The sequence below is a fragment of the Bradyrhizobium sp. Ses1 genome (assembly GCF_059512365.1).
Map to the genome: position 1 here is coordinate 1 of NZ_JCAMOQ010000116.1, position 6,870 is coordinate 6,870.

At 61.5% G+C, this 6,870-nt stretch carries 3 protein-coding genes and 2 pseudogenes; all 5 read right to left on the reverse strand.

Annotated elements, in window-relative coordinates:
- Positions 1 to 1,416: 1,416 nt before the first annotated feature.
- A pseudogene (locus tag AC5ZG5_RS45280) lies at positions 1,417 to 1,909 on the reverse strand (type II toxin-antitoxin system YhaV family toxin).
- Positions 1,906 to 2,247, reverse strand: a pseudogene (locus AC5ZG5_RS45285) (type II toxin-antitoxin system PrlF family antitoxin). Before AC5ZG5_RS45285 ends, AC5ZG5_RS45280 begins: the two co-directional pseudogenes overlap by 4 nt.
- Positions 2,248 to 2,998: 751 nt before the next feature.
- Positions 2,999 to 4,366, reverse strand: a complete 1,368-nt coding sequence (locus AC5ZG5_RS45290; RefSeq protein WP_456647083.1) for a M16 family metallopeptidase — start codon at positions 4,364 to 4,366, stop codon at positions 2,999 to 3,001.
- A gap of 59 nt (positions 4,367 to 4,425) precedes the next feature.
- Positions 4,426 to 5,769, reverse strand: a complete 1,344-nt coding sequence (locus AC5ZG5_RS45295) for a M16 family metallopeptidase (protein WP_456647082.1) — start codon at positions 5,767 to 5,769, stop codon at positions 4,426 to 4,428.
- A gap of 634 nt (positions 5,770 to 6,403) precedes the next feature.
- Positions 6,404 to 6,538 (reverse strand): hypothetical protein, encoded by a 135-nt coding sequence (locus tag AC5ZG5_RS45300; protein WP_456647081.1) that lies wholly within the window; start codon positions 6,536 to 6,538, stop codon positions 6,404 to 6,406.
- Between the last annotated feature and the right edge of the window lie 332 nt (positions 6,539 to 6,870).

Genomic DNA, 6,870 nt, shown 5'->3' on the forward strand with positions numbered 1-6,870 from the left:
GCACCCAGCTCGCCGACATCGGCAACAGACCAGCTTTGGTGCGTTCCTTCTTCAAGCATCCAGATGTCGCCTATATTTCTGACCTATGAGTAATTATGCGTCCTTTCAGAGATCTGGTCAGGCAGTCGGCGCGGCCAGGACATTCCAGCTGAGAACGGCCCACATCATCCCCGCAACGTTCCGAGTCTCAACCGGCAGGGGTTTTGACGGCACCTCGAGCGGACTTCGCAGCGAGTGAAACGAAGTTGATGCCGGTGATGGCGCCGACGTCCTAGTTCTTCAGCCACTCGCAGCGCCGGTAGAACTCGATCGGCATGTGTCCTCGCGCCGTCAGCGACTCCCCCAAGCCCCCGTTGGTGAGGCGGGCATGCCCGTGCTGCGAGCTGGTTGTGGAGCGCATACCCGGTGCCCAAACCCGCTGGGCCTTGGGGTTGCAGTCCAATCGAGTTATTCAGCCACGTCCAACAGGATAGAGACGAACGCGCGGTCCTCTGTCCGTTTCTTGCAACTCGGCCCTATAGGGTACACCTTCGATGAGGATATGCGTTGGACGGCCCGCGCTCGGCACGAGACCCTCGTCGTCCAGTGCTTGGACGAGCTCTAGTGGGGCGAAACGTTCGCGGTTGTGATCGCAATGCCCCTCGCGGATCACAGGCGCGAAATCCAGTCGCTGCTGATGGGATGGCCTGGCAGACGACGATGCCCTGGTTTCATCCATCTGCCCAACTTGGGAGTGATGGACGAGAAGAACGTCGCGGGGCCCTTCCGGCCCCAGCTCGGCCGTGTAGGGCTCACGGTTGATGGAGAAACGTGTGATTGGGACGAAGTGGGTCGGCAGGAGCCCGCTGTGATCAAGTATGTCGATCAAGACGTCCGAGGCCCGTCGGGAGCCGTGCTCCCAGTCCGATCCGACGAGAGGCCCGATGTCCCGTACCTTATGATGGTTCGCTGATAATGGGTCGATTGGATCCATCCTGCTCTCCTCTTGACGATACAGGGCCTGCGCAAATCTGCGGAGTTACGCGCCGGGGCGGCAGAGATTTCAGCGCGAGCCAAGACTAATCTTGCAGGGGCTAGCTGTCGAAAACCTGACGAGTGTCACAAGGAGCCAATGGCGACCGTGTTGGTTTCCTCCGGAAGGTGCGGCGTCGGTCGTCTGCTGAAGAAAAGCTGGTGATGGTCGAAGACAAGGAGCCGCGCTGAACCTGGAGGACTGCCTATGAAACCGCACCGCTTCCGTGACACTTGGACGTCGTCTTCGGTGACATCGATGCAAGCTTTCGGACTTTTGCAACCGAAAAGCTTGCAATTTCATTCCCGGCCTTGACCTGGGCCTACCCGACGGGTCCGACCTTTTCGCAATTGATCGTATCGATGTGCGGGTAGTGTGTGTATCGACGCGCGCCGTTTCCATGCTTAGCCCTTGGGCGCGGATCGCGCGAGCCTTCGCTTGGTCGAGGCGTCGGAGCGGCGGCCGGGAGCTCCTTGCAGCTATCAGGCGGGTTTCCGCGTTTCAGCATCTTCCGAAACACGGCATACGCGTCATTTGCGCTCTCATAGGCGGACAGGGTCGAGTCATCGTTTACCCAGGCGAGCACGATAACCTTTGCAGTTTCCCGATTGGTGGTATCGAAAGAAAAGGCGGAACTGCTGCAGGAATTGAGTGCCTGTATTCGTCGCCGAGCGTGGCGCCCTGCCGGTAGACATCACGAGTAGGGTCGCTCGGGATATCTTCGAACGCCAGCTTGAGGACGGCGGCGAGAAGCTCCGCCACGCGCTTCTTCTTATATCCCTTAAGATCCTTGTTTCGCGCTTTCTCGACGGCCGCGATCATCGCCTCGAGCTGGTCGAGAAATAGCGGGTGCGCGTAGATCGTCCAACCATTGATCTTGGGGTTATCGTCGCTCACGCCTCGTCATCTCGGAGAGCCGAGTTGAGATCGACCTTGACGCCTTTGACGAGGGCCTTGCCGCGCGCGAGCAGCGACTTCGGTACGGGCCGAATCCGCGCCCGCTGATCGGCCATGGTCCCGTGCAAGCAATTTAAGAAACTTGCCGATCACTGGATCGCCCTCGTCCGCGCGCGCTTGCTTCTTGGCTATCACGACGGTCCCGTCGGAGAGGCCGCGGAACACGACCTGCTCGCGCTTGCCCAACCCCAGGATCTTACGGATGGGTACCGGCACGGTTGTTTGGCCGCGCTCCGTGATTGTCGCGAGATTTCAAGGATTTCGGCCGTCTTGGTCACGGTCCGCTCCCATAATCTGCCCCCGGCAATGCATTTGCATTGTAGGTCAAGAGACGTCAGATTGCGAGGGAATGGGACCGCGAGAAGATCGACAATGAACGCTACACCGTGGCGCGCTGGAGGAGGACTTCGCCCACCACATGCGAATGCCATCCCCACCAAGCGAAGGAGAGGATCTCTCAACGGCTCAGGTGCAGTCAGTGCAGAGAATCAGACCATAGGGCGCGTAGACTGAGCCTGAGAGAGCAAGGTCGGTCACAGGCCCACCGCTTGTTACCCATTGTCATTCCCTAGGTCCGAATAACTGCATGTGAACTCTCGGGCATCTTCCTGCTCCAGTGCTAACTCGTCGAGGCGGTGCAGCCTCGCGTTGGTGAAACTTTTTTGACGATCTGGCAGAGATGCTGGTCAGGTGTTTGGCCGTCCGAGACAACGCCACCGGCATCCAATTCGAGGCCAAGAGCCCAGGCTCCTTCTACCAATTGTAGCCGATCTGACCTCCGGCCAGGAACACAGGGCTATCGACGAGGTCACCGTAAATCGACCGACCATAGGGGATCACGAAACGATGACCGGCCGTAGCCGCCTCCCACGTGCCCGCCGATATATCCTCCGGTCCGGCTCCACAGTGCCGGTGGGACCTTTGCTGCCGGCTTAAGATCGACCGAATTGACGGCACCGCTTCCAACGAGCGCAGCTGTTGCGGCACCCCAACGAAGTTCAGATCGCATATCACCTCACAAACACAAAGTTAGTTAGGTGTTGCCGGCGTTGCGGCTGATGGCGCGGCGGCCGGTGGGCTGACGGCGGGCGGCGGTGTCGCGGCTGATGGCGCGCTGACCGGTTGGGCGGCGGCGTGCGGGGTGCGGCCGACGACGACCGTGAGCAGGCCCTGGCCCCAGAGCCGCTGCGAAACCTTCCTGGCGTCGTCCAGCGTCACCGCGTCGACGATGGCGTTGCGCTTCTCGATGTAGTCGATCGGCAATTTGTCGATCTGATATTGCAGCATCGCCTGCGCCAGCTTCGACGAGGTGTCGAGCGCCAGCATCTGCGAACCCTTCAAGTACGACTTGGCCTCGTCGAGCTCCTTCTGCGTCGGGCCTTCCTCGGCCATGCGGCGGACTTCCTTCTCGACCGCGTCCACCGTTTCGCCGGCGCGATCGGCGCGGGTGCCGGTGTTGCCGATGAACAGCGAGCAATGCTCCATCCAGACCAGTGCTTCATAGACGGAATAAGCGAGCCCGCGCTTCTCGCGCACTTCGCGGTAAAGCCGCGAGGACAATCCGCCGCCGCCGAGGATGTGGTTGACGACGTAGGCCGGCATGAAATCCGGCTCGCTGCGGCGGATGCCGGGGCCGCCGAAGGTCACCACCGTTTGCGGCACGTCGAGCGGAATGAAGGCACGCTGCGGCGGTTTGGCCGCGACGATGTCGGCGACCGGCGTGAGCGTGGCCTCGGCCGGCAGGCCGCCAAAGGTCTTGTCGAGCAATTTGCCGAGCGTCGCCGGATCGACATCGCCGACCACGGCGATCTTCAGCGTGTCCTTGGCGAGCATACGGCGGACATAGTCCTTGAGCTCAGCGATCTCGATCGTCGGCACGCTCTCGAGCGTACCCTGGGCGTGCCGGCCGTAGGGATGGCCGCCGAAGGCGACTTCGAGGAATTTGCGGCCGGCAAGCGAACTCGGGTTGGTGGATTCGCGGCGCAGGTTGGATAGCACTTGCGCGCGGATGCGCTCGACGTCGGGCGCCTCGAACCGCGGCGAGGTCAGCGCCGTGCGCAGCAGGTCGAAGGCCTCATCCTTGTTGTCCTTGAGCATGCGCAGCGAGCCGCGGAAATGGTCGCGGGCCGAGGAAAAGCTCAATTTAATGGCGCGGCGATCGAGCCGCTCATGAAAGGTCTTGGAATCGAGATCGCCGGAACCTTCGTCGAGGAGGCTGGCAACCAGATTGCCGACGCCGGGCTCATTGGCAGGGTCCTGGCTGGCGCCGCCGCCGAAGGCATATTCCATCGCAATCAGCGGCACGGTCGAATCCTGCACGAACCAGGCCTCGATGCCGCCGGGCGAGACCAGGTGCTGGATCTTGGTTGCAGCCTGCGACGGGCGCGATGCGAGCATCGTCGTCAGCGCGAGCGCGCTGCCGCCGATGAGGACCGAACGCCGTGTGAGAGAATAGGTCACGAGCGCTTCTCCTCGCGTTTAGGCGTAGCATCCTTGATCAAGTAACCGGTCACCGAACGCTTCTTGTCGAGCCAGTTTTGCGCGGCTTCGCGGACCTGCTCGGCGGTGACGGAACGGATGCGGTCGGGCCAGCTCCTGATATCGTCGACGCTCAAACCCGTGGTGAGTGCGCCGCCATACCAGCGTGCCAGCATCGCCTGGTTATCCTGCGCGCAGATCGCGCCCGCGAGCCATTCGGTCTTGACCCGCTCGAGGTCCTCGGCGCGCGGCGGGTTCTGCGCGATATCGGCAATGACCTTGTCGATCGCCTCCTCGATCTGCGCGAAGTCGACGCCGGGTTTTGGCGATGCGGAGATGACGAACTGCGAGGGGTCGAGCGCGGTGCCCTGATAATTGGCGCCGGTGGAGATCGCGAGCTGACGGTCGATCACCAGCGAGCGGTAGAGATAGGAATTGGCGCCGCCGCCCATCAATTGCGCGAGCACGCCGAGCGCCGGGCTTTCGCCGACCGCCGCGGTGGCGGCCGACGGGACGAGATAATAGCGGCGCAAGGTCGGCTGTTCGACGCGCGGGTCAGCCAGCGTCACCGTGCGCGGGGAGACTGGCGTCAGCTCCTGCGGACGCAGCCGTTTGGCGGGGATCGAGGGCTGCGCGGGGATGTCGGCGAAATTCTTCTCCACCATCGGGCGGATTTCATTGGCGTCGACATCGCCGGCGATGATCAGGATCGCGTTGTTCGGCGCATAGAAGCGCTTGTAGAAGGCGAGCGCGTCCTCGCGGTCGAGCTTTTCGATTTCCTGGTGCCAGCCGATCACCGGACGGCCATAGGGGTGGTTGAGATAGAGCGCCGCCATGATCTGCTCGGTGAGCCGCGCATCCGGATTGTTGGCGACGCGCATGTTGTATTCTTCCAGCACGACGTCGCGCTCGGGCAGCACGTTCTCGTCGTGCAGGATCAGGCCGGTCATCCGGTCGGCCTCGAATTCCATCATCTTGCCAAGCTGCTCGCGCGGCACGCGCTGGAAATAGCCGGTGTAGTCGGTCGAGGTGAAGGCGTTCTCGTTGCCGCCGACCCGCAGCACGGTCTGGGAGAATTCGCCGGCCGGATGCTTGGCCGTTCCCTTGAACATCAAATGTTCGAGGAAATGCGCCAATCCCGATTTGCCGGGGGTCTCGTCGGCGGAGCCGACCTTGTACCACATCATCTGCGTCACAACCGGGGTGCGATGATCAGGGATCACCACCACCTGCAGGCCGTTGTGCAGCGTGAAGCTTGCAGACTGTTCTGAGGTGGCTGTGATCTGGGCAAGCGCGCTCCTGTTTCCAGGAACGTGTCGCAAGCTAGGATTGCTGCTATGATCCGCTTTGTAATCGACCGCCAGGCGGTGCGCGTCATCAAGGCCAGGGCAACACTGGCCGCGCCTAGCACCCGGGTCGTCACGGAACTCCAATTCTTCATGGCATCGCCTTTGGTCACATAGATTCACATTCTGCAGCGGACGGTCCCGCCCAAAGCAGGAGGAGCCGCACGCTCTTGGCAAGCAGCGGAGCAAACGCCGGGCCAGTCACCTGATGCTACCGCGCGCGGGCAGATGTACTCAAAACGAAGCGCGGCGCGTGCTTTCTCTTCGAAAGCCAACCCGCGCTTGTTTGGTATCCGCCAACATGTTGCGACATTGAACACAAAAACGCACGACAACTCGTCGCCTCGCGTTGCCTAAATCCTACGATGCCACATACCGGATGACGCCTCGATCTCACGCCACAGGCACTCCCCGCCGTTTTCGAGGCCGCGCCGGCGCCCGCGAGGGAAGATCTAGAGCTTGTCGCGGCGCCCCGCACCAGGAGTACCCGGCCGCGCTTCGACGCGACGAGCTTTGACGATCTGGCCATTTCTTCGACCCACGAACGCGAAATGTCCTAGCGGCCTCGCGACAAGAAGATCATGTGGGGTTTCAGGCCCGGCGAATTAATCTACCACTTGTCCTGTTCCTCACACCGCGCCTCGAGTTCAATCAACTCGCCCTCCAGCACAGGCCGATCCGCCATTTCAAGTGCTACTTCAGCGACCTGCGAGCTCAGGTGCTCGCATCGGGTGGAGGATTTCACGTTCGGCCTCCTCGGCATCACAAATATGTTTCATTGGCTGTCCCCGTCATGATGAAGAGCGCGCAATTCATTTTTTGCTCGACCGTGCTCCACGGGTTCACGCAGCGTGTCGACCTCCATCGTCTTCTTCCGCCACAACTTACGTAGGTACTTGAGCGCCTTAGCCAATTCGGAGGCCCTCTTGGCCGCCACTGCCGAGAGCTGCCGTCCTGAAGGAGCTCTTCTAACGAAACAAGCTTTTCGGATTGGTGCCGTTCTAGTACCTCTACACAGAGGTTTTGACTGATTGGTTTGGGATTTCCAAGACGGGGAGCTGTTCAGGAGGGACCAGC